General features: G+C 61.7%; 24 protein-coding genes and 1 riboswitch. Of the genes, 5 read left to right on the top strand and 19 right to left on the bottom strand.

The features are described 5' to 3' along the window. Positions 1 to 3 precede the first annotated feature (3 nt). Positions 4 to 606: a response regulator transcription factor gene (locus J5M66_RS16060; RefSeq protein ID WP_024013204.1), complete on the bottom strand. Its 603-nt coding sequence runs from the start codon at positions 604 to 606 to the stop codon at positions 4 to 6. Positions 607 to 719: 113 nt separating this feature from the next. On the opposite strand from J5M66_RS16060, the gene J5M66_RS16055 reads away from it, so the two are divergent. Beyond that, positions 720 to 2348, top strand: a complete 1629-nt coding sequence (locus tag J5M66_RS16055) for a hybrid sensor histidine kinase/response regulator (RefSeq protein ID WP_207808623.1) — start codon at positions 720 to 722, stop codon at positions 2346 to 2348. A 91-nt stretch (positions 2349 to 2439) separates the two neighbouring features. On the opposite strand, the gene J5M66_RS16050 is transcribed toward J5M66_RS16055, so the two are convergent. The 3 genes from J5M66_RS16050 to J5M66_RS16040 form a co-directional block, all read right to left on the bottom strand. Continuing rightward, positions 2440 to 2910, bottom strand: coding sequence for a hypothetical protein (locus J5M66_RS16050; RefSeq protein ID WP_207808625.1), 471 nt, complete (start codon positions 2908 to 2910; stop codon positions 2440 to 2442). A gap of 348 nt (positions 2911 to 3258) precedes the next feature. Further along, positions 3259 to 4431, bottom strand: a complete 1173-nt coding sequence (locus J5M66_RS16045; protein ID WP_207808627.1) for a cystathionine gamma-synthase — start codon at positions 4429 to 4431, stop codon at positions 3259 to 3261. Next, positions 4428 to 5804 carry a pyridoxal-phosphate dependent enzyme gene (locus J5M66_RS16040; protein ID WP_122611557.1) on the bottom strand — a complete coding sequence of 459 codons (1377 nt, stop codon included), beginning with the start codon at positions 5802 to 5804 and terminating at the stop codon, positions 4428 to 4430. The genes J5M66_RS16045 and J5M66_RS16040 overlap by 4 nt, the downstream gene beginning before the upstream one ends. A gap of 364 nt (positions 5805 to 6168) precedes the next feature. Between J5M66_RS16040 and metE the strand changes: the two genes are divergently transcribed. Continuing rightward, a complete protein-coding gene (metE, locus tag J5M66_RS16035; protein WP_207808629.1) occupies positions 6169 to 8457 on the top strand; it encodes a 5-methyltetrahydropteroyltriglutamate--homocysteine S-methyltransferase in 2289 nt (762 codons plus the stop codon). Between the two features lie 342 nt (positions 8458 to 8799). Here the strand turns inward: metE and J5M66_RS16030 are convergent, their stop codons facing one another. Genes J5M66_RS16030 through J5M66_RS16020 form a run of 3 tightly spaced genes read right to left on the bottom strand, consistent with a single transcriptional unit; the run spans position 8800 to position 11587 of the window. After that, a complete protein-coding gene (locus tag J5M66_RS16030) occupies positions 8800 to 9564 on the bottom strand; it encodes an ABC transporter ATP-binding protein (RefSeq protein ID WP_207808631.1) in 765 nt (254 codons plus the stop codon). Beyond that, positions 9561 to 10565 (bottom strand): iron ABC transporter permease, encoded by a 1005-nt coding sequence (locus J5M66_RS16025; RefSeq protein ID WP_207808678.1) that lies wholly within the window; start codon positions 10563 to 10565, stop codon positions 9561 to 9563. The genes J5M66_RS16030 and J5M66_RS16025 overlap by 4 nt, the downstream gene beginning before the upstream one ends. 8 nt (positions 10566 to 10573) lie before the next feature. Then, complete coding sequence (locus J5M66_RS16020) at positions 10574 to 11587, bottom strand: ABC transporter substrate-binding protein (protein ID WP_123442270.1); 1014 nt, start codon at positions 11585 to 11587, stop codon at positions 10574 to 10576. Between the two features lie 138 nt (positions 11588 to 11725). Continuing rightward, a riboswitch (cobalamin riboswitch) is annotated at positions 11726 to 11920 on the bottom strand. A gap of 119 nt (positions 11921 to 12039) precedes the next feature. Between J5M66_RS16020 and J5M66_RS16015 the strand changes: the two genes are divergently transcribed. Beyond that, positions 12040 to 12267 (top strand): ParD-like family protein, encoded by a 228-nt coding sequence (locus tag J5M66_RS16015; protein ID WP_123442271.1) that lies wholly within the window; start codon positions 12040 to 12042, stop codon positions 12265 to 12267. Further along, a complete protein-coding gene (gene map / locus J5M66_RS16010; protein WP_207808633.1) occupies positions 12264 to 13055 on the top strand; it encodes a type I methionyl aminopeptidase in 792 nt (263 codons plus the stop codon). The genes J5M66_RS16015 and map overlap by 4 nt, the downstream gene beginning before the upstream one ends. A 113-nt stretch (positions 13056 to 13168) precedes the next feature. Here map and J5M66_RS16005 read toward each other — a convergent pair whose 3' ends face one another. The 5 genes from J5M66_RS16005 to ribBA form a co-directional block, all read right to left on the bottom strand. After that, a complete protein-coding gene (locus J5M66_RS16005) occupies positions 13169 to 14323 on the bottom strand; it encodes an ABC transporter ATP-binding protein (protein WP_123442272.1) in 1155 nt (384 codons plus the stop codon). A gap of 17 nt (positions 14324 to 14340) precedes the next feature. Beyond that, positions 14341 to 15150 (bottom strand): ABC transporter permease, encoded by an 810-nt coding sequence (locus J5M66_RS16000; RefSeq protein ID WP_007918021.1) that lies wholly within the window; start codon positions 15148 to 15150, stop codon positions 14341 to 14343. A 6-nt stretch (positions 15151 to 15156) separates the two neighbouring features. Continuing rightward, on the bottom strand, positions 15157 to 16065 hold the full coding sequence (locus J5M66_RS15995) for an ABC transporter permease (RefSeq protein WP_024013193.1): 909 nt from the start codon (positions 16063 to 16065) through the stop codon (positions 15157 to 15159). Further along, the gene (locus J5M66_RS15990; RefSeq protein WP_123442273.1) at positions 16062 to 17087 is read right to left on the bottom strand and encodes an ABC transporter substrate-binding protein; all 1026 of its coding nucleotides are present in this window, start codon (positions 17085 to 17087) and stop codon (positions 16062 to 16064) included. Before J5M66_RS15990 ends, J5M66_RS15995 begins: the two co-directional genes overlap by 4 nt. 357 nt (positions 17088 to 17444) lie before the next feature. After that, entirely contained in the window at positions 17445 to 18554 is a 1110-nt protein-coding gene (gene ribBA / locus J5M66_RS15985; protein WP_123442274.1) for a bifunctional 3,4-dihydroxy-2-butanone-4-phosphate synthase/GTP cyclohydrolase II, read from the bottom strand. 68 nt (positions 18555 to 18622) lie between these two features. Between ribBA and J5M66_RS15980 the strand changes: the two genes are divergently transcribed. Further along, positions 18623 to 18919 (top strand): DUF1330 domain-containing protein, encoded by a 297-nt coding sequence (locus J5M66_RS15980; RefSeq protein ID WP_207808635.1) that lies wholly within the window; start codon positions 18623 to 18625, stop codon positions 18917 to 18919. A gap of 138 nt (positions 18920 to 19057) precedes the next feature. On the opposite strand, the gene J5M66_RS15975 is transcribed toward J5M66_RS15980, so the two are convergent. The 7 genes from J5M66_RS15975 to J5M66_RS15945 form a co-directional block, all read right to left on the bottom strand. Continuing rightward, positions 19058 to 19621, bottom strand: a complete 564-nt coding sequence (locus J5M66_RS15975; protein ID WP_016775015.1) for an NUDIX hydrolase — start codon at positions 19619 to 19621, stop codon at positions 19058 to 19060. 1 nt (position 19622) lies between these two features. Beyond that, entirely contained in the window at positions 19623 to 20387 is a 765-nt protein-coding gene (locus J5M66_RS15970; RefSeq protein WP_016775014.1) for a GntR family transcriptional regulator, read from the bottom strand. 57 nt (positions 20388 to 20444) lie between these two features. Beyond that, positions 20445 to 20834, bottom strand: coding sequence for a carboxymuconolactone decarboxylase family protein (locus J5M66_RS15965; protein ID WP_024013190.1), 390 nt, complete (start codon positions 20832 to 20834; stop codon positions 20445 to 20447). A 128-nt stretch (positions 20835 to 20962) separates the two neighbouring features. After that, positions 20963 to 21448: a flavin reductase family protein gene (locus J5M66_RS15960; RefSeq protein WP_024013189.1), complete on the bottom strand. Its 486-nt coding sequence runs from the start codon at positions 21446 to 21448 to the stop codon at positions 20963 to 20965. 12 nt (positions 21449 to 21460) lie between these two features. Next, complete coding sequence (locus tag J5M66_RS15955; protein WP_042606772.1) at positions 21461 to 22942, bottom strand: aldehyde dehydrogenase; 1482 nt, start codon at positions 22940 to 22942, stop codon at positions 21461 to 21463. Then, entirely contained in the window at positions 22939 to 23772 is an 834-nt protein-coding gene (locus J5M66_RS15950) for an alpha/beta fold hydrolase (RefSeq protein ID WP_024013187.1), read from the bottom strand. Before J5M66_RS15950 ends, J5M66_RS15955 begins: the two co-directional genes overlap by 4 nt. Before the next feature lie 31 nt (positions 23773 to 23803). After that, on the bottom strand, positions 23804 to 24394 hold the full coding sequence (locus tag J5M66_RS15945; protein ID WP_007968626.1) for an amino acid synthesis family protein: 591 nt from the start codon (positions 24392 to 24394) through the stop codon (positions 23804 to 23806). Positions 24395 to 24708 lie beyond the last annotated feature (314 nt).

Here is a 24708-nt window from a genome sequence, read left to right as displayed (position 1 = left end):
GGTTCACAGCCCCGAATACTTGACCGCCGCTGCCGCCCGCGTCGGCACATCCAGCGTGCGCAGCAACGAAGACACATGGATGCGTACCGTGAACGGGGAGATATCCAGTTCACGGGCGATTTCCTTGTTGGTCTTGCCTTGCGCGATCAAACGCAGTACGTCCTGCTGACGCGGCGTCAGCGTCGTTGCGGTTTCCAGCGGCAACAAGCCGGACGGCGCCGACTTCACCAACACCTCGCCTTCACGAATGGCCATAATCGCTTGGCCGATTTCATCCGGCGCAATGTTTTTGCCGATAAAACCGTCAATGCCCGCCGCCATGACTTCACTGATCAGCGCCTGATCGTCAACCATCGACACCACGATCAGCGTGGTGCGCGGCAATCGTTGGCGCAAGTCGGCGAGTTGAGTGATGCAGGTCAGTCCGGGAAAGCGCAGATCGAGTATCAGCGTGTCCGGCTCGTTGTCCTGTGACAGCAGCTCGAGCACAGCGTCGAAGTCGCCGGCCTCGCAGATATCCGCTTCGGGCAGCAAGCGCTGCACGGTGCGCAGCATTGCCTCGCGAAAGAGCGGGTGATCGTCGGCTATGATGATCCGGCACGTCATGATGCGACCCTCCCTGGGTCAGGCGTGATTCAAGGCCTGCACCTTAGCACTGGACGCGAAGGTTGCCTGTAGGCTGCTTCCGAAACTGCAATCGCTGCACAAGGACGTTTCCCATGAAGTTCGAGAAAAACACCGAACTCGACCAAGCCAATCTGCGCATCATCATCGCCGCCATCGCGGTGGTTTACATGGTCGTACTGGTCTTTTTGCCGGGCCATCGCTTCGAGACCTACCTGCCGGTCATCACCTACATCAGTCTGTTCCTGCTGGCGTCGATCGCGTTCCGCCAAGCCATTGCGCGTTGGCCCGGGCATTATCCGGCGCGGCGCATTTTTGCCATGGTCCACGATTACACCGGCACCTGTTTTGGCCTGGTGATCGGCGGCGAAGCGGCGCTGCCGTTGTATGCGGTGATGGTCTGGGTCAATCTCGGCAACGGCATGCGCTACGGCTCGCGCTATCTGGCGATTGCCACCGGGCTGGCGCTGGTGGCGCTGCTGGTGGTCTATCGCCTGACCCCGTATTGGCAGGCGCAGCCGTTCATGGTGTTGATGCTGCTGATCACCAGCACGGTGATTCCGTTTTATGCGCACTTGCTGTTGGAGCGCACGCGCAAGGCGTCCGAAGAAGCGCTGGCGGCGAATCTGGAAAAGTCGCGATTTCTGGCGCAGGCCAGTCATGACTTGCGTCAGCCAATTCATTCCATCGGACTGTTTACCGCCTGTCTGCGCGAGTCGCGCTTGGGTGATGAAGAGCGGCGGTTGGTCGACAACATCGACCGCTCACTGCTCAACGTCTCGCAGTTGTTCCGCTCGATTCTCGACCTCTACACCCTCGATAACGGTCGCGTCGAAGCGAAAATGCAAACGCTGAACCTCGGTGAATGGCTCGCCGAACTGATCCGCCAACATCAGGAAGCAGCGCGTTGGGCGGGCGTCGAGCTGCGCCTGCGGCCGTGCAACTACTGGGTCAGAACCGACCCGGCGCTGCTGGCGACCATGGTGCAGAACGTGCTCTCCAACTGCTTCAAATACGGCGCGCAACGACCCGTGCTGATCGGCGTGCGTAAACGTGAGGCAGGGGTGGCCATCGTCATCTACGACTGCGGCAACGGCATTGCCGAAGAGCATTTGCACAAGGTCTTCGAGGAGTTTTATCGCGTGCGGCAAGTGCGCGACAAAGACGTCGAAGGCGTGGGGCTGGGCCTGTCGATCATCAAGCGTCTGAGTGAACTGATCGGTGTGCAAGTGGCGCTGCGTTCACAGTTGGGGCGCGGCACGGCGGTGACCCTTGGCGGTTTGCCGATCGTAGCGGCACCGCAGTCGCTGGTTGTCCGCGATGAAGCGCGGCAAGCGGGTTTGTTGACGGGGCTGAAGGTCTGCCTGGTGGAGGATGATCGCAACGTGCTGCTGGCGACTTCGGCGTTGCTTGAGCGCTGGGGCTGCGTGGTGCAGGGCGAGGGGTCGGCTGAAGATCTGGTCACCGACTGCGACATCATCGTCGCCGACTTTGACCTGGGCACTCACGCCACTGGCATCGAATGCATTGATGAAGTGCGCAGGCGGCGCGGTTGGGCGGTGCCGGCAATGATCATCACCGGGCACGACGTCGAGAAGATTCAGGCTGCCTTGCATGACCGCCAGATTGCGATTCTGTCGAAACCGGTGCGCCCCGCCGAGTTGCGCGCGACGTTGCGCACCCTGCGTGATCGACAAGGCGAAGCGGTTGAACAGATGCTGTAAAGGCCGATGTAAACGGGCGGCTCAGGAGCTCGCCCGTTATTTCGCGGCGATTATTGTGGGCTGTTGAACTGGTCGGAATAGCTGCCGGTCATCAGCGCCGATGCCACGCGATCAGAACCGACTCCGACCCGGGAGTAGGCCACTCGGTTGACGCCGGTGCGGTCGGCCCCATCCGCTGCCAATGCTCCGGCACCGACACGATCAGCTCCATCGGCAGCCGCCGCGCCAGCACCGACACGATCAGCGCCATCTGCAGCCACCGCACCGGCACCGACACGATCAGCGCCATCGGCAGCCACAGCGCCTGCACCGACGCGATCAGCACCATCGGCAGCCACAGCGCCGGCACCGACGCGATCAGCACCATCGGCAGCCACCGCGCCGGCACCGACACGATCAGCGCCATCGGCAGCCACCGCGCCGGCACCGACACGATCAGCACCATCGGCAGCCAATGCCCCGGCACCGACACGATCAGCACCATCGGCAGCGACTGCGCCTGCGCCGACACGATCAGCGCCATCGGCAGCCACAGCGCCTGCGCCAACATGATCAGCCCCATCCGAAGCCAACGCCTGCGGTTGCGCCGCCAAGACATTCGGCACCACAACGCTGGCCGCTACCGCAAGAAGCACCCCTGACAACAACTTGTATTTCATGGTTTTCTCCACGACCCGGCTGCCATACAGCGATCAATCGCGCGCGATGCATACAAACGCCACGACTCATTGGCTTGGGTTTTACCTGGTTGGCGAAAGGCACGGGCACACCGAGCGGCGTGCGGGTGTCGAGATAATCCTGATCGAGCCGATTGAGTATAGGATCGGCCTCGGAAACTGCCATGGTGGAAAGATCGACGGACAAAAAAAGACGAAGCCCGCATTGCGCGGGCTTCTTCGTGCGGAGCTGTTTACATTTTTGCCAGTGCCTGAGCCAGATCGGCGCGCAGGTCTTCAATGTCTTCGACCCCCACCGACAACCGCACCAGCCCATCGCCAATCCCCAGCTTCGCGCGGGTTTCCGGCGGGATGGTCGCGTGGGTCATGATCGCCGGATGTTCGATCAGGCTCTCCACGCCACCCAGACTTTCCGCCAGTGCAAAGATCTGCACGTTCTCGAGAAAGCGCCGTGCGCCGGCCAGATCGCTGTTCAGATCAACAGAAATCATCCCGCCAAAACCACGCATCTGCCGCTTGGCCAGTTCGTGCTGCGGGTGCGACTCAAGGCCCGGATAGTAGACGCGTTTGACCTGCGGTTGCTTTTCGAGCCACTGCGCCAGGTCCAGGGCGTTGCTGCAGTGACGTTCCATGCGCAGCGCCAAAGTCTTCACCCCGCGCAGAGTGAGGAACGCATCGAACGGCCCGGAAATTGCGCCGACGGCGTTCTGCAGGAAGCCGAGTTTTTCCGCCAGTTCGGCGTTCTGCCCGACCACGGCAATGCCGCCGATCACGTCGGAGTGGCCGTTGAGGTATTTGGTGGTCGAGTGCAGGACGATGTCGAAACCCAACTCCAGTGGGCGCTGGATGTAGGGGCTGGCGAAGGTGTTGTCGGCCACGCAGATGATCCCGCGCGCGCGGCAGATGCGCGCGATGGCGGCCAGATCCGACAGGCTCAGCAGCGGGTTGGTCGGGGTTTCGACCATGACCATGCGCGTGTCGTCCTGTAGCGACGCTTCGAACGCCGACAGGTCGGTCAGGTCGACGAAGCTGAAACGGTGCCCGGCACTGCGCTGGCGGACCTTGTCGAACAGGCGGAATGTGCCGCCGTACAAGTCATTGCCGGAGACGATGTGTGAGCCGGCGTCGAGCAGTTCCAATACCGTGGAAATCGCCGCCAGCCCTGAGGCGAAGGCGAACGCGCGGGTGCCGCCTTCGAGGTCGGCGACGCAGCGCTCCAGGGCGAAGCGCGTCGGGTTGTGCGAGCGGCCGTAGTCGAACCCCTTGTGCACGCCGGGGCTGTCTTGCAGGTAGGTGGAGTTGGCGTAGATCGGCGGCATCAGCGCGCCGGTGGTCGGGTCCGGCTCTTGCCCGGCGTGGATCACCCGGGTGGCGAAGCCTTGGGATTTATCGTCGTGCTGATTCATGCAAGGGATCTCCGTAATTGGTTGAGCATGTCGGTGCGGGTGATCAGGCCATGGAAGCCGGAGGCATCGGCGATGATCGCGACGAGGCCACGGCTGAGCACCGATTCCAGCTCGGCCAGGCTCGCAGCCGGGGCGAGGGTTTGCAGTTTGTCGGTCATCACACTCGACACCGACTGGCTGAAACGTGCGGCATCTTCGTGGACGCCGAGGAGAATGTCGGACTCGTCGATCACGCCCACCAGTTGCTTGCCTTCGACCAGCACCGGCAGTTGCGAAACGTCCGCCAGACGCATGCGCTGGAAGGCCGTGAGCAGGGTGTCGTCCGGGCCGACGCTGATCACCCGGCCGTCCTCGAAACGCCGTGCGATCAAATCGCGCAGATCGCCGTAGCCCTTGCGCTGCAACAGGCCCTGATCGGTCATCCACTGGTCGTTGTAGACCTTCGACAGGTAGCGCGTGCCGGTGTCGCAGACGAAACTGACTACGCGTTTCGGCTCGGTCTGCTCGCGGCAATAACGCAGCGCGGCAGCGAACAGGGTGCCGGTCGATGAGCCGCCGAGAATGCCCTCGGCCTTGAGCAACTGGCGGGCATGATCGAAGCTTTCCGCGTCGCTGATCGAGTAGGCGTGGCGCACGCTGGACAGGTCAGTGATCGACGGAATGAAGTCTTCGCCGATACCCTCGACGGCCCACGAACCGGGCGTCGACAAGGTGCCGTCGCGGCTGTATTGCGCCATTACCGAGCCGACGGGATCGGCGAGGACCATTTCCAGATCCGGCTGCACGCGCTTGAAGAAGCGACTCAATCCGGTCAGCGTGCCGGCCGATCCGACGCCGACGACAATGGCGTCCAGATCATGTTCGGTCTGCGCCCAGATTTCCGGTGCGGTGCTGCATTCATGGGCCAGCGGGTTGGCGGGATTGTTGAATTGGTCGGCGAAAAACGCGCCGGGAATGTCCTTGGCCAAACGCGCGGCGACGTCCTGGTAATACTCGGGATGGCCCTTGCCGACGTCAGAACGAGTGATGTGCACTTCGGCGCCCATGGCCTTCAAGTGCAGGACTTTCTCGGTGGACATCTTGTCCGGCACCACCAGCACCACACGATAGCCTTTCGCTCGGCCGACCAGCGCCAGACCCAGACCGGTATTGCCGGCAGTGGCCTCGACAATCGTCCCGCCCGGTTGCAGGCGACCGTCACGTTCCGCAGCGTCGATCATCGCCAGACCGATACGGTCCTTGATCGAGCCGCCGGGGTTCTGTGATTCAAGTTTGAGAAACAGCGTGCACGGTCCGGTATCGAAGCGGGTGACCTGCACCAGCGGAGTATTGCCTATCAGCCCAAGCACGGCAGGGCGTGATTCCTTCGACATTTCTTCACCTCTTTATGGTGTTGATCGCGTTCCAATCGCGGGGAAAAGACTCGCGTGCAACTTAGGCGCTGACATCTTCTCTCGCAACCTCTAATCCTTGGAAAATCCAGCCATTTGGATCTAACGATAGAACGAAAACTTGCATGTTGCCCTGACGTGTTCTGATCGTTCCCACGCTCCGCGTGGGAATGCAGCCTTGGACGCTCTGCGTCCCTACGGCCAGAAGATCGCAGCCTTCGACAGCTCCTACGGGGCGGCTGTGCATGAGTAGAACTTGTGATGATCTGGAATTTATTGAGTTTGTTTCATCAAGTCCGGTTCCCGACAATACCCGCCATCGAATAAGCATCTGGAGTTGTTTGTCATGGCACTGGCCCATTCCCTTGGATTTCCGCGCATCGGTCGCGACCGCGAACTGAAGAAAGCGCAAGAGGCGTTCTGGAAAGGAGAACTGAACGAGGCGGGCCTGCGTGACGTCGGGCGTGAGCTGCGCAAGGTCCATTGGGACTTGCAGAAAAACGCCGGCATCGACTTGCTGCCGGTTGGCGATTTCGCCTGGTACGACCAGGTGCTGAGCCACTCGCTGATGTTCGGCGTGATCCCCGAGCGCTTCCGCCCGCATGACGGCAAAGCCACGCTGCATACGCTGTTCAGCATGGCCCGAGGCGTCAGCAATACTTGCTGCGGCGAAGGCCACGCTCAGGAAATGACCAAGTGGTTCGACACCAACTATCACTACCTCGTACCGGAATTCAGCGTCGATCAACAATTTCAGCTGGGTTGGGAGCAGCTGTTTGAAGAAACCGAAGAGGCCCGTGCGCTGGGGCACAACGTCAAACCGGTGATCATTGGCCCGCTGACCTATCTGTGGTTGGGCAAAACCAAAGGCGCCGATTTCGACAAGCTCGATTTGCTTGATCGCCTGCTGCCGCTGTACGGCCAGATCTTCGCGCGGCTGGCGGCGTTGGGTGTGGAGTGGGTGCAGATCGACGAGCCGATTCTGGTGCTCGATCTGCCTCAGGACTGGAAGAATGCCTTCGAGCGCGCCTACAACCAGATCCAGCGCGATCCGCTGACAAAACTGCTCGCCACGTACTTCGGTGGTCTGGAAGAAAACCTCGGTCTGGCGGCGAACCTGCCGGTCGACGGCCTGCACATCGATCTGGTGCGCGCGCCGGATCAATACCCGACCATTCTGGATCGTCTGCCGGCCTATAAAGTGCTGTCGCTGGGTGTGGTCAACGGTCGGAACGTCTGGCGCTGCGATCTGCAAAACGCGCTGGCGACGCTGCGTCATGCCCATGAGCGTCTGGGTGATCGCTTGTGGGTGGCGCCGTCCTGCTCGTTGCTGCACAGTCCGGTTGATCTGGGCCGGGAAGACCAGCTCGATTCGGAACTCAAGAGCTGGCTGGCGTTTGCCGTGCAGAAGTGCGAAGAGGTCGCCGTGCTCGCCCAAGCGGTCAGCGAGCCGGAAGCGCCGCAGGTGCTGCGGGCACTGGCGCAAAGTCGTTCGGTACAAACCAGCCGCGCCGCCTCACCGCGCATTCACAAACCTGAGGTGCAAACGCGGGTCGCGGCGATCACTGCCAAGGATGCGCAACGCCAATCGCCGTTTGCTCAGCGTATTGCCAAACAGCGCGGCAAGCTCGACCTGCCGTTATTCCCGACCACCACCATTGGTTCGTTTCCGCAAACGGCGGCGATCCGTCTGGCGCGTCAGGCTTACAAGCAAGGCAAGCTCAGCGCGGCCGATTACACCGATGCGATGCACACGGAGATTCGCCACGCGGTGGAAATTCAAGAACGCCTCGGCCTGGATGTGCTGGTGCACGGTGAGGCCGAGCGCAACGACATGGTCGAATACTTCGCCGAACAGCTCGACGGCTATGCCTTCACCCGCTTTGGCTGGGTGCAGAGCTATGGTTCGCGCTGCGTCAAGCCAGCGGTGATTTTCGGTGACCTGAGCCGCTCGAAAGCGATGACGGTCGAGTGGATCCGCTACGCCCAGGGCCTCACCGACAAGGTCATGAAAGGCATGCTGACCGGCCCGGTGACCATGCTGATGTGGTCGTTCCCTCGCGAAGACGTCAGTCGCGAAGTGCAGGCACGACAACTGGCGCTGGCGATCCGTGACGAGGTGAATGATCTGGAAGCGGCGGGAATCAAAATCGTGCAGATCGACGAAGCGGCGTTCCGTGAAGGCTTGCCGTTACGCCGGGCGCAGTGGCCGGCGTATCTGGAATGGGCAAGCGCAGCGTTCCGCCTGTGCGCCTCCGGCGTGCGCGACGAAACGCAGATCCACACGCACATGTGCTACAGCGAATTCAACGATGTGATCGAGTCGATCGCGGCGATGGACGCCGATGTCATTACCATCGAAACCTCGCGTTCGGACATGGAACTGCTCGAAGCGTTTGAAGCGTTCGCCTACCCGAACGACATCGGCCCGGGCGTCTACGATATTCACTCGCCACGGATTCCCGATGTGTCGGAAATGGTTGGCTTGCTGCGCAAGGCGGCGCAGCGTATTCCGGTTGAGCGGCTGTGGGTCAATCCGGATTGCGGGCTGAAAACCCGAGGCTGGCCAGAGACCGAAGCGGCGCTGGTGCACATGGTCAGCGCCGCGCGGCAACTGCGCAAAGAGTGGGCCTGACCCTTTACCGCCCTGGAATACAGAACCCTGTGGGAGCGAGCCTGCTCGCGAAAGCGGTGTGTCAATCGACACCATGTTGGATGACCTGACGCCTTCGCGAGCAGGCTCGCTCCCACAGAATTCGCGTTCTCCCCGTCATTCACGGCAACACACAAATCCTTTGTGGGAGCGAGCCTGCTCGCGAAAGCGGTGTGTCAGTCGACACCATGTTGGATGACCTGACGCCTTCGCGAGCAGGCTCGCTCCCACAGAATTCGCGTTCCCCCTGTCATTCACGGCAACACACAAACTCCTTGTGGGAGCGAGCCTGCTCGCGAAAGTGGTGTGTCAGCTACACATGCATCAGGCAAGGAAACGCAATATCGGTGCACCATCGAACGGGTCCGTCAGATAGTGCGCCCTGACGCCGAAAGTCGTCTGTAAACGCTCCGGCGTCAGCACGTGCAGCGGCTCGCCAAGCGCGACCAGACGCCCGCGCTCCAGCACTGCCAGGCGATCGCATTTGAGCGCCTGATTGAGATCGTGCAGGGCGATCAACGTAGTCACCGGCAGTGCGCGCACCACTTGCAGAATGCTCAACTGATGCTGGATATCGAGATGGTTGGCCGGCTCGTCGAGCAGCAGGATCTGCGGGCGCTGCGCCAGTGCGCGGGCGATGTGCACGCGCTGGCGTTCCCCGCCGGAGAGGCTGCGCCAGAGGCGGTTGCGCAGGTGCACGGCGTCGACGTCGACCAGCGCTTGCTCGACGATGGCATCATCGGCGGGCGACCACGGTTGCAGCGCCGACAACCACGGCGTGCGCCCCAGCGCCACCGCGTCGAACACGCGAATGCCATCGTCGGTATCGGCCTGTTGCTCAACCACCGCGAGTGTCTGCGCGATGCTGCGCCGCGACATTTTGCCCAGCGCCTGACCTCCGAGCTGCACATGGCCCGCGCTCGGTTCACGCAAGCCGGCGAGCAGCTTCAGCAAAGTGGATTTCCCCGAACCGTTCGGCCCGACAATGCCGAGAGTCTCGTCGCGCTGAACGTCGAGGCTGACACCATTGAGCAACTCGGCACCGCGCACTTTGAAGCCCACACCCGCACAACTCAAAACCGTGTTCATCGCGCCGATCTCCGGCCCACCAGAATCAGCGCGAATACCGGCGCGCCGACCAACGCAGTGATCACGCCGACCGGGATCACCTGACCCTTGATCAGGGTGCGCGACAGCACATCGGCGGCAATCAGAAACACCGCACCGCCCAGCGCACTGGCGGGCAACAGACGCGCATGCCCCGTGCCGAGCAACAACCGCGCGGCATGGGGAATCACCAGGCCGACAAAACCGATCGAGCCGACAATCGACACCATCACCGCCGTCACCAGCGCGGCGCAGCCAATCAGCAGGATCTGCACTCGGCGCACGGCAATACCGAGGGAGGCTGCCGAATCCGCGCCAAAGGTGAACGCATCCAGCGCCCGCCGGTGCCACAGGCAAACGACCAGCCCGAGCAAGGCCACTGGGACCGCCAGCCACACCGACGGCCAGCGCACGCCGCCGAGATTGCCCAACAACCAGAACATGATCCCGCGCGCTTGTTCGGAGCTGGCCGAGCGGGTGATCAGGAAAGCGGTGAGGGCGTTGAACAATTGCGAGCCGGCAATCCCGGCCAGAATGATCTGCCCGGTGCTACTGGCCGAGCCGCTGACCCGCGCCAACAGGATCACCAGTACGAAAGCGGTCACCGCGCCGGCAAAAGCACCGACTGACAATGAAATCGCCCCGGCACCGACGCCGAGCAGGGCGACCATCACCGCGCCGGTCGAGGCGCCAGCAGAAATACCCAGCAGATACGGATCGGCCAACGGATTGCGCAGCAGCGATTGCAGGATCACCCCGCACGTCGCCAGGCCGGCGCCGCAGGCCGCCGCGACCAGCGCGCGGGTCAGGCGATAGTTCCAGACGATGCCTTCGTCGATCGGGTCGAGCACATAACCGGCGCCCCACAGCTTGTTGGCCAGCACCTGCAACACTACGCTCGGCTCGATCGAAGTCTCGCCAATGGCCACGCCGCCAATCAGCGCGACCGACAGCGTCAACAGCACCAGCAGCAATCGGATCAGGCGTCTGCTCATGGCGACAGGTCGTAGCCGTTGATCGCGCTGGCCAGTTGTGCGAGGCCGTCGAAGGTGCGCAGGCTGGCCTGCATGGCCATGGCGTCAAGGATGATGATGCGGTTGTGCTTGACCGCGTCCATGTTGCGCGTCACCGGATCACTGCGCAGGAAGGCGAGTTTTTTCTGATAGTCGTCCGCCGGGAAACGTCGACGATCCATGCGCGCGATCACCAGAAATGTCGGGTTGGCCTTGGCGATGGTTTCCCAGCCGACGGTCGGCCATTCTTCATCCGACTCGACCACGTTGCGCACGCCGAGGGTGCTGAGCATGAAATCGGGAACGCCTTTGTGCCCGGCCACGAAAGGCTCGATGTCCATCTCGGCGCTGGAGAACCACACCAGGGCGCTGACGTCTTTGCGCTGCTGCTTTTTCGCCGTGGCGATCGACTGCGCGAGGCTGGCTTTGAGCTGGTCATTGAGCTGCTCGCCACGCGCCTGCACATCGAAAATCGCTGCGAGCTGGCTCACGGCTTTGTAGATGCTGTCGATGCGAAACGGCGCCAGCCGCGTGCCGTCCGAGCCGACGAGGTTGTCCTTGGCTTCGCAATCGGAGGGCAGCAGATAGGTCGGAATCTTCAGTTCATGAAACTGCTCGCGGGTGCCGACCGCGCCTTGCGGGCCGACCATCCATTCCAGCTCGACGGCTACCAGTTCCGGGCGTTTGGCGATCACCGCTTCGAAACTCGGCTCGTTGTCGGCGAGGCGCTCGATCCTGTCGTTCTGCGCTTTGTATGTGCCCAGCACGTCGTTGAACCACAACGAGGTGCCGACGACTTTGTCGCCCAGGCCCAAGGCATAAAGCATTTCCGTACCGGCCTGGCCGATGGTCACCGTGCGCGCAGGCGCGTGCTGAAAGGTCAGGCTGCTGCCACAGTTTTCCACGGTCAGCGGATACGCAGTCGGCGCCGCTTGCGCCAGGGCGCAAAGGCTCAAAGCGGTGAGCAGGGTGGCAACGCGGGGCAGCAGCATGGGGCAGTCTCCAGGAGAACCGTACGGGAGCAGGCGGGTACGGTTGGAAACACACCTCGGGCGCGGTCGTGGAAACTGCGCAAGGCCGGCACAGGGAAAATGCGCACGGCACGATGTCCTTCCCGGACACCCCGCCGGTTAGTCAGTCACTGTGCCGGCAGGTCTCCTGACTGATGCGTCATCGCCACGCTCCGGCCTTCCCGGGATTCACCCAGTGGCAGTCGAGGAGCAGGCTCGGCACCTACAGTTGCGGGGGCAGTTCCGATTGATGCTGTGCAAGCATTTCGGATTCCCTATTAATTCCGTGTGGAAACCGGCGGCGGCATGGTAGTCGATTTGCGCGGTGGAGGGGGGGCGAATCTGCCACAGCGTCGATTTTGCCGTTGGCATTGCAATCGGCCGTATGCACTGATTAATATACGTTCCATATACACATCGTATCGGATTCATATATGGGCATCGTAAAAATTTCAGAGGACATGCACGAGAACCTGCGCATCTCCAGCAACGCCCTCAGCCGCTCGATCAACGCGCAGGCCGAGCACTGGATGCGCATCGGCATGCTCGCCGAGCTGCATCCCAAGCTCGACCACAGCGCCATTTGCCGCCTGCTGATCCGCGCCGAACAGAACGGCGGACTGGATCTGCAACAACTGACTCAGGAAGCCGTCAGCGCATGAGAAACCAGATCAAGATCAACACGCCGGCCGACATCGAAAAATCCCGCGCCGCCGGCAAACTCGCCGCTGAAGTGCTGGCAATGCTGGTGCCGCATGTGAAGGCCGGGGTGACCACCGATGAGCTGGACCGGTTGTGCAACGATTACATCGTCAATGTGCAGAAAGCCGTGCCGGCCAACGTCGGTTATCACGGCTTTCCGAAAACCGTCTGCGCGTCGGTCAATGACGTGGTGTGCCACGGGATTCCATCGGGTACGCCATTGAAAGACGGCGACATCGTCAACCTCGACATCGCCGTGATCAAGGATGGCTGGTTCGGTGATACCAGCCGCATGTACGTCGTGGGTGAGGCGACTCCTGAAGCGCAGCACCTGATCAAGACCACTTACGACGCGATGTGCGCGGGCATTCGCGCAGTGAAACCGGGCGCAACGCTGGGCGATATCGGTCACGCAATCCAGAGCCTGGCGGAGGCGGAGGGCTTCAGCGTGGTACGCGAATACTGCGGCCACGGCATCGGCAAGGTCTATCACGACGAACCGCAAATCCTGCATTACGGCTTTCCCAATCAAGGGCTGAAGCTCAAGGCCGGGATGATTTTCACCGTGGAACCGATGCTCAATGCCGGCAAACGCCATGTGAAGAACATGCCTGATGGCTGGACCGTATTGACCAAGGATGGCTCGTTGTCGGCGCAGTGGGAGCATATGGTCGCGGTGACGGAGAGCGGGTTCGAAGTGCTGACGGCTTGGCCGGATGAGATTGAGGGTTTTGTCCCGATCCTCTGAGCACCGTGAAACCCTGTAGGAGCTGTCGAGTGAAACGAGGCTGCGATCTGTTAATCTTGTTTTTAACAGCAAGATCAAAAAATCGCAGCCTGCGGCAGCTCCAACAGGTGTCCTCAGTGAGCACCTGCTGCCTTGTTCAAATCGCTCTCGGTCCATTCGGTGTAAACACAAGCATCCGCCGTCGCCCAGCGCACTCGTACCGGATCGCCGGCCTTGAGTGGCATGCCCGCTGCCGACAGGGCTTTCACCGTCATCGACGTCCCGCCCGCAGTGACCACGCTGCACGTCTGGCTCTCACCGAGAAACAGCACCTCCACAACATTCGCCGATACCTCATTCCAGCCTGCCGCCAGCGGCTCATCCAGCGCCTGCTGCGTGCTCAGCGCCAAGGCCTTTTCCGGACGCACCATCAGCAGCACATCCTGATCAGTGTGCAACCCGGACGTCAGCCGAATCGACAACGACTGACCCTCGAAACTCGCTGCTGCATTGCCTTGTGCCTTGAGCTTGAGGAAGTTCGAATTGCCCAGAAACGACGCGACAAACGCATTCGGCGGATTCTGATAAAGGTCATACCCGCTGCCCAAGCCGACAATCTTGCCGTGGCTGAAAATCGCGATGCGTTGCGACAGCCGCATGGCTTCTTCCTGGTCGTGGGTCACGTAAACGATGGTGATACCCAGGCGCCGGTGCAGCTGGCGCAGTTCATCCTGCAAGTCCTCGCGCAGCTTCTTGTCCAGCGCGCCCAGCGGTTCGTCCATCAGCAGGATGCGTGGCTCGTAAACCAGCGCCCGGGCGATGGCGACACGTTGTTGCTGACCGCCGGACAGTTGCGAAGGGCGGCGATGGGCGAACTGTTCGAGCTGCACCAGCTTCAACATCGCATCGACGCGTTTTTCGCGCTCGGCCGTCGCCAGTTTGCGAATGGCCAGAGGGAAGGCGATGTTGTCGCGCACCGACAGATGCGGGAACAGCGAATAGCGCTGGAAGACCATGCCGATGTCGCGCTTGTGCGGCGGCACGTTGACCAGCGACTGGCCGTTGACGAGGATCTCGCCGCTGCTCGGTGTTTCAAACCCGGCGAGCATCGACAGCGTGGTGCTTTTGCCCGAGCCGCTGGAGCCGAGGAACGTGAGGAATTCGCCGTCCTTGATGTCCAGCGAGATATTGTCGACGGCAGCGAAATCGCCGTAGTGCTTGTTCAGGTTGCGCAGGCTGACCAGGGGTTTGTCGCTCTGCTGGGATGCGTCTTTGATCACGGCACTCATGTCGTACTCCTGGGCGCTCAGGCGCTGATTTCGTTGCGCCGACGCAGGGCGGCGGCGATCACCATGACCAATACCGACAGGCCGATCAGCAGCGTCGAAGCGACGGCGATCACCGGGGTCAGGTCCTGGCGCAGGGTGGTCCACATTTTCACGGGAAGGGTTTGCAGAGTCGGGCTTGCCATCATCACGCTGAGCACCACTTCGTCCCACGAGACGAGGAAGGCGAAGAGCGCGCCGGCGACCATCCCCGGACGGATCGCCGGGAACGTCACCTTGAACACCGCTTGCAAGCGCGAGGCACCGCAGATTACCGCCGCGTCTTCAATCGACTGATCGAACAGCTTCAGCGAGTTGATGATCGAGATGATGGTGAACGGCAGCGCGACGATCACGTGGCTGACGACGAAAGCGAACATGGTCCCGGTGTAGCCGAGCTTGAGAAACAGCGCGTACACCGCCACGGCGATGATCACCAGCGGCACGATCATCGGCAGGGTGAACAGGCCGTAGAGCATCTCGCGGCCGGGAAAGCGCCCGCGCACCAGCGCAAACGCGGTCGGCAGACCGAGGGCCACGGCGCAGATCGTAGTCAGCACGGCGACCTTGAGGCTGGCGGCAGCGGCGTTCATCCAGTCGGGATTGGAGAAGAACTGGCCGTACCATTTCAGCGTCCAGCCCGGTGGCGGGAACACCAGCCACTGCGAGGAGCCGAACGACAGCAGGACGATGAACACGATCGGCAACAGCAGGAACAGACCGATCAGCCCAGTCGTAGCGTAGAGGCCGAAACGCATGCGCCGGCTCATGGCATTAGGGGTCAGGAGCATGTCGGCTTACCTCGCGTTACTGGCGCCAACCGGGGATTCCGGTTGAAGCTTCAGGTAGAAGTAGAACAGCACCAGGGTGATTGCGATCAGCAACGCGGCGCCGGCACTGGCCAGGCCCCAGTTGAGGAACGATTGCACCTGCTGAATGATGAACTCCGGCAGCATCATGTTCTGCGCCCCGCCGAGCAGCGCCGGGGTGACGTAGTAACCGAGCGACATCACGAACACCATCAAACCGCCGGAGGCCAGACCCGGCCGGCACAGCGGCAGGAACACTCGGAAGAAGTTGGTCCACGGACTGGCGCCGCAGATCGAGCCGGCCTGCAGGATCATCGGGTCGATGGCCTGCATGGTCGCCTGCAACGGCAGCACGATGAACGGGATCATGATGTAGCTCATGCCGATCACCACGCCCGTGAGGTTGTGCACCATCTCCAGCGGTTGATCGATGATGCCCAGCGCCATCAGCGCCTTGTTGATCACGCCCGAGGCTTGCAGCAACACCAGCCACGAATAGGTGCGGGCGAGCAGGCTGGTCCACATCGACAGCAGCACGATGTTGAGGATCCAGCGCCCCCAACCGCGCGGCACCAAAGTGATCGCCCAGGCCAGCGGAAAGCCCAGCAGCAGGCTGAACAGCGTCACCAGCCCGGCCACCGAAAAGGTGTTGAGCAGCACTCGCGCATAGGCCGAGTTGGCGAACAGTTGCTCGTAGTTGCCGAGACCCGGCACAGGTTCGAGCACACCGCGCAGCAGCAGGCCAATCAACGGCGCGAGAAAGAACAGGCCGAGGAACAGCAGCGCCGGGACGAGGTTGCCGGCGCCGCGCCAGCGTTGCTTGAAAGCCGAACCGGCAGCGCCGGCGGCGCTCCCGGTGGCAGTGGAAGGACGGGGCGCAGTGGCCGCGATTTTCATTTGACCAGCCATTCGTTCCACCGTGTCGCGATAGCCGGACCGTTCTTGGCCCAGTAAGCGAAATCAAGGGTGATCTGATCCTTGGCGTAAGCCGTCGGCAGGTTGGGGGCCAGCGTCGAATCCAGACGCTCCACACTGTCGAGGTTGACCGGCGCGTAGGCGGTCAGGTTGGAGAAGTCGGCCTGGCCTTTGGCGCTGCTGGCATTGGCGAGGAACTTCATCGCCGCGTCCTTGTTTTTCGAGCCTTTGGGGATGACCAGAATGTCGGCCATGACCAGGTTCTGCTTCCAACTCACGCCGACCGGTGCGCCGTCTTCCTGCAAGGCGTGCACCCGACCGTTCCAGAACTGGCCCATGCTCGCTTCGCCGGACGCCAGCAGTTGCTGCGACTGCGCGCCGCCGCCCCACCAGACGATGTCTTTCTTGATGGTGTCGAGTTTCTTGAAGGCGCGATCCAGATCCAGCGGGTAGAGCTTGTCAGCCGCAACGCCGTCGGCCAGCAGCGCCAGCTCGAGCACGCCGGGGCTTGGCCATTTGTAGAGGGCGCGTTTGCCGGGCCAGGTCTTGGTGTCGAACAGCGCGCTCCAGTCCTGCGGCTTGTTGGCGCCGAGCTTGCCCTCGTTGTAGCCGAGGACGAAGGAGAAGAAGAACGAGCCGACGCCGTGATCGCTGACGAAGCGCGGGTCGATCCTGTCGCGCTGGATCACTTTGAAGTCGAGGGGTTCGAGCAGGCCTTCGGCAGCGGCGCGCAGGGCGAAATCGGCTTCGACATCGACCACGTCCCACTGCACGTTGCCGCTCTCGACCATTGCCTTGAGTTTGCCGTAGTCGGTGGGACCGTCCTGAACGACGGTGATGCCGCTGGCCTTGCTGAACGGATCGGCCCAGGCCTGTTTCTGCGCATCCTGGGTGCTACCGCCCCAGCTGACAAAATTCACGCTTTCGGCAGCCATTGCAGCCTGGCCGGTAACGCTGAGCAGTCCCGCGAAAAAGATCGCGGTTGCAGCTTTGTTCAACACCATGTTCACGCCCTCATTGTTGTGTTTTTGAGCGGGCCTTGCGTTGTTGCCCGCCTGTCGGGAGCAGTAGCTGGACGGTTTTTCGGTTCGTCCGGTCTATGGAATATCATATTATGGTATTCCAAACTTTGTGCAAGCACTTTGCCTTACCGGTTATCTGGCGGATCTGTTTTTCCGGCCTTCATCCAAATGTGTAGCGAATGAAACTGTGGCGAGGGGATTTATCCCCGTTGGGCTGCGGAGCAGCCCTGAAAGCGGGACATGCGATATTTCTGGCGGATCGCGTTGGCAGGAATCGGGGCCGCTTCGCAGCCCGACGGGGATAAATCCCCTCGCCACAGGGGAGCATCGATAACAGGGTTATTCGGTGAACGGAATGCTCTCAACCACCTCAAGGTCATACCCGGTCAGCCCCGCATACTTCAGCGGTGGGCCGAGGTGGCGCAGCTTGCCAACCCCAAGGTTCTGCAGAATCTGCGCCCCCGTCCCGACCTCGGAATAAATCCGCGATTGCGAACGGCTGAACTGCCGTGGCGGCTGGGTCAACTGCGGCACGCGTTCGAGCAACGCCTGCGACGATTCATGATTGGCCAGCACCACCACAACCCCATGACCCTCGGCCGCGACCCGTTGCAGCGCCGCCCACAGCGTCCAGTTCGTTGGCCCGCTGTACTCGGCGCCGACCAGATCGCGCAGCGGATCGATCACGTGCACGCGCACCAGTGTCGGCTCTTCACGACGCAAGTCGCCCATGACCATCGCCATGTGCACACCGCCTTCGATGCGATCTTCGAAGGTGATCAAACGGAAGGTGCCATGCACCGTCGGCAGCTCTCGTTCACCGATGCGTTCGACGGTGTGCTCGGTGCTCAGGCGATAGTGGATCAGGTCGGCGATGGTGCCGATCTTGATCCCGTGCTTGCGCGCGAACTGCTCCAGATCCGGGCGGCGGGCCATGGTGCCGTCGTCGTTCATGACTTCGACGATCACCGAGGCCGGGGTGAAACCGGCCAGACGCGCCAGATCGCAACCGGCCTCGGTATGCCCGGCACGGGTCAGCACGCCACCTTCCTTGGCGCGCAGCGGGAAGATGTGGCCGGGCTGCACCAGGTCTTCGGCGCGGGCATTCGGCGCGACGGCGGCGGCAACGGTGCAGGCCCGGTCCGCGGCAGAAATGCCGGTAGTCACGCCAACCGCCGCTTCGATCGACACGGTAAATGCAGTGCTGAACACACTGCCGTTGGCGGGTACCATTTGCTCCAAGCCCAGACGCTGACAGTGTTCGTCGGTGAGGGTCAGGCAGATCAGCCCGCGTGCTTCGCGGGCCATGAAGCTGATAGCCTCCGGCGTGCAACGGTCGGCGGCCAGCAGCAGGTCGCCTTCGTTCTCGCGGTCTTCGTCATCGACCAGCAGGACCATTTTGCCGAGGCGATAATCTTCGATGATTTCTTCGATGCTGTTGAAGGCCATGCTGGACTCTCAGGGTTCGTTGGAAATATATTGGTATACCATAATACAAAATCAACAAAGAGGTCACTATGAAGGCGTACTGGATTGCACATGTGGATATAGCCGATGCCGAGCACTACAGCCAATACACCCAGCGCACCCCGCAGGCGATTGCCGCATTCGGCGGCAAGTTTCTCGCCAGAGGCGGGCGCAGTGAAGCGCTGGAAGGACGGCAGACGCCACAGCGCACGGTGATCATCGAGTTTGAAAGCTACGAAACAGCCGTCGCGTGCTACCGCTCGGCGGCGTATCAGGAGGCGAAAAGTTATCGCGAAGAATGGGCGAGGGCGGAGATCATCATCGTTGAAGGCATCAACTCAATTTAAGCCACACTGATGATCGTTCCCACGCTCCGCGTGGGAATGCAGCCCGGGACGCTCTGCGTCCCATCCAGAGCCGAACGCGGAGCGTCCGTAGAGGCATTCCCACGCGGAGCGTGGGAACGATCAGGGGACATGTGATTTTTAGCGCATGAAATGGATCTTGCCGCTGTCATCATTGCCCATGTAAATCCCGTAAACCCCAGCCTGGCGCTCTTCGATATAGCGCTCGAGGATCTGCCGGATCGCCGGGTAGTAGATCTGCTCCCACGGAATCTCTTCCGGGGCGAAGAACTTGTAATCCATGGTCTCCGGCCCGTACTGCCCGGTGATCTCCAGGGCGATGGCGCGGAATATGATGTACACCTCGCTGATTTTCGGCACGCTGAAGATCGAATACGGCGAGACGATTTCCGCGCGCACGCCGCTTTCTTCCCAGACTTCGCGCAGCGCCGCCTGCTCGGTGGTCTCAAAGCTTTCCATGAAACCGGCCGGCAGCGTCCAGGTGCCGGGGCGCGGGGGAATCGCCCGTTGGCACAAGAGGTATTTGCCGTCCTGCTCGATGATGCAGCCGGCAATGATCTTCGGATTGACGTAGTGGATATAGCCGCAGCCGCGGCACATCAGGCGCTCGTGCGTATCGCCCGGCGGCGTCTGCTGACCGAGGTCAGGGCCACCGCATTTCGGGCAAAAGCTCGGGCTGAACATGTCATTGACCTATGCGGGGTTCTTTCAGCGCGATCGGCAGGGTGATCGCCGGGGTGCCTTTGACGGCGACGCCGGTCTCTTCCTGTTTGCGCTTGAGGTAATCGAGGGCCACGGCAGCCGCCGCGCGGACGTGATCGACACACGCCTGATGCGCCGCCAGCGGATCACCGCTCTTGATCGCCTCGACCATTTTTTCCATCTCGTGATTACTCGCGCCGCGTCGGTTTTCCTGGGACACCGAGGTCGCGCGCAGATAGCTGATGCGCGCCTGCAACTGGCGCAATTGGGTGGCGGCGACATGGTTGCCCGAGCCTTCGAGCAGCACGTCGTAGAAGCCCTGCACCGAGTCGATCACCTGTTGCAGTTCGCCGTCCTTCAACGCCTTGCGGTTGTCATCGAGGGCTTTTTCCAGGGCTTTGATGTCCTTGGCTTTGGCGCGCAGGGTGAACAGTTGCACGATCAGGCCTTCGAGCACACAACGCAGTTCGTAGATATCGACGGCGTCGTCGAGGGTGATGATGGCTACGCGCGGTCCTTTGGCATCTGCGAATTCGACGAGACCTTCGGATTCAAGGTGACGCAAAGCTTCGCGCACCGAAGTGCGGCTGACGCCGAGACGATCGCACAGGTCGCGTTCGACCAGACGATCACCTGGCATGAGCTGGAAATTCATGATCGCGCTACGCAGTTTGTCCAGCACGATTTCGCGCAGGGTAACGGGGTTGCGATTGACCTTGAAGCTGTCGTCGAGTGGCTGGCGTTTCATGGGGTCCGCTCTTGAGCTTGGCTGTCCATGCCAGACGGGCATCAAAACAGCCGAGGGTTAACTGGAGGCCTCGGCGTCGGCTTCGGCAAAGGCTTCACGGGCCAGCCGGAAACTGTCCACGGCCGCCGGAACGCCGCAATAAATGCCGACCTGAAGCAGAATTTCGCGTATTTGCTCACGACTCAGGCCGTTACGCAAGGCGCCACGCACATGCAGCTTGAGTTCATGCGGGCGGTTGAGCGCCGAGATCATCGCCAGGTTGATCATGCTGCGTTCCTTGAGCGACAGACCCTCACGCCCCCAGACATGGCCCCAGCAGTATTCAGTGACCATTTCCTGCAGCGGACGCGTGAAGTCGTCGGCGTTCTCGATCGAGCGCTGAACATAGGCTTCGCCCAATACCTGGGTGCGGATTTGCAGGCCTTTTTCATACTTTTCGTTACTCATTTCTTTCGCCTCACCTCAATCCTGTGGGAGCTGGCTTGCCAGCGATAGCGGTAGTTCAGTCAGCATTGATGTTGAATGTTCCGTCGCCATCGCTGGCAAGCCAGCTCCCACAGGGTTTTGTATTGTTCTCAAACAAGGGGCGGCAACGCACCGAGCTTGCCCTTGTGATAAATCATCGGCGTCACCGGTTGCTCGGGCAGGATCAGGTTCTTCACTGCGCCGACAATGATCGCGTGATCACCGCCGTCGTATTCACGCCACAACTCGCACTCGATGATCGCCGTCGCCTTGGCCAGAATCGGGTTACCGAGTTCGCTCAAATGCCACTCGATGTTCTTGGCCTTGTCTTTGCCTTTACCGGCGAAAGCGTAGGCCTCAGCCGTCTGGTCAGCCGACAGCAAGTGGATCGCGAACTTCTTGCTGTCGCGCAGCACCGGGTAGGTGTCGGACGCATAGTTGGGGCAGAACAGCACCAGCGCCGGGTCGATCGACAGCGCGCTGAACGCGCTGGCGGTGATACCGACGATGCCGCCGTCCGGGTCGAGGGTGGTGACCACCGTGACGCCGGACGGGAACGAGCTCATGACGTCTTTGTAAATGCCGGGTTCGATCATTTCGCAGGACTCCTAGCGCATCACAAACGGATCAGGCATTGGCGCCTGGGAGAGGTTGATCCACACCGTTTTCAGTTCGGTGTAGGCCAGCACCGAATCGATGCCGCTTTCGCGTCCATAGCCACTGTTCTTGAAGCCGCCGATCGGCGCCATCGCCGACACCGCACGGTAGGTGTTGACCCAAATGATCCCCGAGCGCACATCGCGCGCCAGACGATGGGCGCGGCCGAGGTCACGGGTCCAGATGCCGGCAGCGAGGCCGAACTGCGAGTCGTTGGCGATCGCCAGTGCTTCAGCTTCGTCTTTGAAGCGAATCACCGAAGCCACCGGGCCGAAGACTTCTTCCTGCATGATCTTCATCGAATTGCGGTCGCACTCGAACAGCGTCGGCTCGTAAAACCAGCCTTCGCCGAGATCCGCCGGACGCTTGCCACCGGTGCGCAAACGCGCGCCTTCGGCGATCGCATCGGCGACCAGACCTTCGACCACCGCCAGTTGCTGCGCAGTGGCCATCGGACCCATTTCACTGTGGTCTTCCTGCGGGTTGCCGATGCGGATGCGCTGGGCGCGCTCGACCAGACGGTTGACGAACTCGTCGTAGATTTCGTCCTGCACCAGCAAGCGCGAACCGGACACGCAACTCTGCCCGGACGCCGCGTAGATGCCGGCAATCGCACCGTTGATCGCGCTGTCCAGATCGGCGTCTGCGAAGATGATATTCGGCGACTTGCCGCCCAGCTCCAGCGACAGCTTGGCGAAATTCTCGGCGCTGCTGCGCACCACATGCCGCGCCGTGGCCGCGCCGCCGGTGAAGGCGATCTTGCGGATCAGCGGATGGCGGGTGAGGGCGGCGCCGGTGCTCGGGCCGTAACCGGTGACGACGTTGACCACGCCCGGCGGAATCCCGGCTTCGAGGGCCAGACGCGCCAGCTCGAGAATGGTCGCCGAGGCGTGCTCGGACGGCTTGATCACAATCGTGTTGCCGGCGGCGAGAGCCGGGGCCAGTTTGATCGCGGTCAGGTACAGCGGGCTGTTCCATGGAATGATCGCGGCGACCACACCCATGGCTTCGTGCACGGTGTAGGCAAACAGGTCGGGCTTGTCCAGCGGCAGGGTGCCGCCTTCCAGTTTGTCAGCGAGGCCTGCGGTGTAGTGGAAGAACTCCGGCAGATAGCTGACCTGGCCACGGGTTTCGCGGATCAGCTTGCCGTTGTCGCGGCTTTCCAGCTGCGCCAGGTGTTCCTTGTTTTCAGCGATCAGATCACCGAGGCGGCGCAGCAGTTTGCCCCGCGCAGTGGCGGTCAGGCCGCGCCACGCCGGGCTGTCGAAGGCCGTTTGCGCTGCTTGCACGGCGCGTTCGACGTCCGCTTCATCGGCGTCGGGCAGTTCCGCCCAGGCTTGCGCGGAGGCCGGGTTGAGGCTTTCGAAGGTCTTGCCGGAGAGGGCGTCGACCCAGTCTCCGCCGATGCACATCTGGAAGCGTGCGAGTGTCATGCAACGATCCCCTTTATATGGTTTTGTCGGGCGTGTGCGAATTGGAGAAATTCCAGCAGCATCTGGTTGACCAGACGCGGCGACTCTACCGGCATCATATGCCGTTGCTCGGGCAGCACGGCAACCTTCGCAGCGGGGATGCGTCGGGCCAGTTGCTCGGCCATTTCCGGCGTCGAGCCGGGGTCGAGTTCGCCGGTGGCGATCAGCGTCGGCGCCTGAATGCTGCTCAGGTCGTCGGCGCGGTACATGTCCTGGGTGGCGAACAATTCGTAGGTGGTCAGGTAGCCCTGTGGATCATTGTTGGCCAGGGTCTGGCGCAATGCAGCGATCTGCGCCGGGTTGGCTGCCTGATATTCACGGCTGAACCAGCGCGACAACGCCGCTTCGGCATTGGCGTCCGGGCCATGTTCGGCAGCCTGGGCAGTGCGGGCAATCACGCCGGCACGCTGTTCTTCGCTGCGGTTGAACACGCTGTTCAGCACCACCAGGCTTTGCAGGCGCTCCGGGTAATGCAGGGCAAAGGCCCGCGCGACCAGGCCGCCCATGGAGAAACCGATCACCGCTGCCTGGGGCAGATTGAGGTGATCGAGCAGCTCGAGCAACTGATCGGCGTAACCGAGCAGGTCGGTACCGCTGGCCGGGCGCGGGCTGGCGCCGTGGCCGAGCATGTCGTAGGCGATCACCTGGTACTGGCTGGCGAGGCCGACAATCTGCCCGCCCCACATTTCTTTGTTCAGGCCCACGCCGTGGATCAATACCACGGGCTGGCCTTGGCCGGTCGCCAGGTAACTGGTGCCAGCCGGGGTGAGTTCAGCGGTGAGCCGAATCATGGAGCGCTCCTGCAATGCCTTTTTATTGTGATTACTGGGCTTTTTCGGCAGCCAGTTCTTCCAGATCGATGTAGCGGTTGCCGATGCGCGGGTGCAGGCGGCCTCCGTCGGCGCAACCCAGCACGACGACGATTTCGTCAGCACGCGGCGCGTCTTCGATCTGCATTTCCAGGGTGATGTAGTGCGAACGCAGGCCTTCGTCGTCCTTGTGCATCATCGGGATCTGAATCGACGTGCCCGGACCGCCGCGCTTGTTGGTAAAGCTCAGATAGCTCTTGGCTTTTACCGCTTCGCGATAGTGATTGCCGAAGCGCAGGGTGTGGATCACCGCCGACGCGTGCTCGATTTCGCCATCAGCGCCGACGACCGCCGCTTTGCCGTAGGCCTCGATCTTCTCGGCACCGCCGATGATGCCGACCAGGCGTTCGACCATCATGGCGCCGAGGTCGGAGCAGTTGGCGCGGATCTGCGGCTTGAGGTCTTCGACAAAACCGTTGCCCACCCACGGGTTCTTCATCACCACGGCGAGGCCGACCATGGTCACCGGCTTGTCAGTAGCCTTGCCGCCTTCGATGAAGGTTTCTTCGACATAGCTGACGATCTTGCGAATTTCGAAACTCATGAGCTGCTCCGTTGGGGGATTGAGAGTGTCTGTGCGTCTGATGGTATACCATAATACCGATCCTGCAAGTCCCCGCAGCGACAATTGCGTCATCCATCCTACGAATGGCTGCGCATTCAGCCTTTGGCGCGAAACCACCCATCACCACAAACCCTGTGGGAGCGAGCCTGCTCGCGAAAGCGGTGGGTCAGCCAATAAACAGGGTGACTGATACACCGCATTCGCGAGCAGGCTCGCTCCCACAGGGAAAATGATTGGTTACAGAGGGCCGCTTTCGGTTAACAAAAGATAACGCGGCGCCGATTGTCAGACAT

This window comes from Pseudomonas sp. 67(2021) (assembly GCF_017491835.1).
GTDB lineage: Bacteria > Pseudomonadota > Gammaproteobacteria > Pseudomonadales > Pseudomonadaceae > Aquipseudomonas > Aquipseudomonas atacamensis.
Note: the sequence above shows the minus strand (reverse complement) of the source record. Positions and strands in the feature narration are given on the sequence as shown.